The organism is Nocardia aobensis NBRC 100429 (assembly GCF_000308375.1).
Taxonomy (GTDB): domain Bacteria; phylum Actinomycetota; class Actinomycetes; order Mycobacteriales; family Mycobacteriaceae; genus Nocardia; species Nocardia aobensis.
Genome location: NZ_BAFQ01000238.1, coordinates 1 through 1,881, shown reverse-complemented (window position 1 = coordinate 1,881; position 1,881 = coordinate 1). Strand labels below are relative to the sequence as shown.

Sequence of the window (1,881 nt, the reverse complement as noted above, 5' to 3'; positions counted from 1 at the left end):
AAGACCTCCGATGGTTTTAAAAGTCAAGCGGCTGCCCGTCGTGGTGGTGTGGCCACTGTGTGGCCGAAGGCTTTGACGGGGTCGAATGGTTCGCGGGTTTGGAGGCAGTGATGGAGCTGGCCGAGCATTTTGTTGAACAGGTGCCGCAGCGCTGCCGCGTGCCGGTCTCCATGCGCTCGGCGGTGTTGGTAATGCTCACGGGCGGGGCCGCATCTGGAAGCGGCCGAGAACGCCCAGATCCAGCCTGCGGCAGCCAGGCGGTCGTTTTTGACCCGGCGGTGGGTGATGGAGATCGTCTTGCCCGACGCTCGGGTGACCGGCGCGGATCCGGCGTAGGCCTTCAATGCGCGGTCGGTGGCGAATTTGGTTCTGTCGTCGCCGATCTCGGCGAGCACCCGGGCGCCGGCGAGGTCAGCGAGGCCGGGGAAGCTGGTGATGATGGCGTAGTCGGGGTGCTTGCGGAATTCTTCGGCCGCGGCTTGTTCCAGATCGTCGGCGCCGGTGCAGGCGGTGTCGAGAACGGCGAGCAGCGCCAGGGCCTGGCGGCCGAGGGCTTTCTCCACCAGTTCGGGTTGCCGCAGGTGTGGTTGACGCAAGCCTTCGAGGAGCTCGCCGGCGAGCGCGTCGATACCGCGCTGGCGACCGGCGCGGCGCAACGCGGTCGCGATGCGTGTCTTGGTGAGTTTGACTATGTGGGCCGGGGTGGGTGCGATGGCCAGGACAGCGCGAGCTTCGGGTGTGGCCAGATTGGTGGCGGATTTCCCCGCGAACACGGCCAGGAACGCCGGGTAGTACTCACGCAGCAGCGACCGGAGTTCGTTGCCGGCCTTGGTGCGCCGCCAGACCGCGTCCTGCTGGGCGCGGGCCAGCACTGCGATGGCTCGAGCTTGTTCGGTGTCTGCGGGCAGCCGGCGGTGCATGTGTGCGTCAACGCGCAGGATGTTGGCCAGGGTCATCGCATCGGCATGATCGGACTTGGCGCGGGCCATGGAGTGGCGTTCGCGGTAGCGGGCAACGGCCATCGGGTTGATCGCGAACACCGGCCGGTCGCTGGCGCGCAGGGCGGCGACCATCAGACCACGCGGAGTTTCGATCGCGACCGGGATCGGGTCCTCGGCCATATCACCGGCTTCGGCCAGCAGCTGAGTCAGTTCCGCGAAACCGGTCGGGTCATCGCCGATGCGTTTCTTCGTGACAAGTTTGCCGTCGGAGTCGACGATGGCGATGTCGTGGTGGCCTTCGGCCCAGTCCACGCCGCAGTAGTTTTTCAATCTGGTCCTCCATCAGGTGTTTCCGGTGGTCCGTATCCCTGGCGGAAACGCGCAGCGCCCTACTTACGAGCCTCGATGGGCTTGCCTCCGATGAGCTGTTCGCGATCCCAGCTCACCCGCACGGCACCGGTCTTCCTCAGAGCTCGAAGCTCACGAATCACGGGGCGTCTGGTCGTGCGGGAGGGCTCGAACCACGAGCTATCCCAATCGATTACGACGGCCGGACGGGGCCGACACACCGTATCGATGCCCTGCCCGACCGATCCCGCCGCCACCTCGCCCGCGGCCTTGCACGAGAGCTCCAAGCCCCGGTTGTTGGTAGGGGTCGAGGCGGCAGCATTCACCGTCCACCACCGCAGGTCTTCGGTAAGGACTTTGCGTCCGAGAAGTACCCAAAGCGGTCGATGGCCAGCGAAGCTGATCGGTCCGGCCGCGACGCTCGCCGCCTTGCAGGAGGACTCGAAGGTCCCGGGAGCAGCCAGGAGTCACCGCGGCCGAACCACGCAACGAATACCCGGCGCCCACCGCGCCAGCCTGTGTTCAGAACTCACAAGCCACGAGACCGTAAGGCGTCAAGAGGCGTCGAACCAATCGTTACGAAATAAGTAGG

1 protein-coding gene is annotated in these 1,881 nt (G+C 65.9%); it reads right to left on the bottom strand.

Translation table 11 applies throughout. The annotated features are described in order from the left end of the window. Positions 1–23 precede the first annotated feature (23 nt). The gene (locus tag RJ03_RS27410) at positions 24–1,271 is read right to left on the bottom strand and encodes an IS110 family RNA-guided transposase (protein ID WP_036507593.1); all 1,248 of its coding nucleotides are present in this window, start codon (positions 1,269–1,271) and stop codon (positions 24–26) included. Positions 1,272–1,881 lie beyond the last annotated feature (610 nt).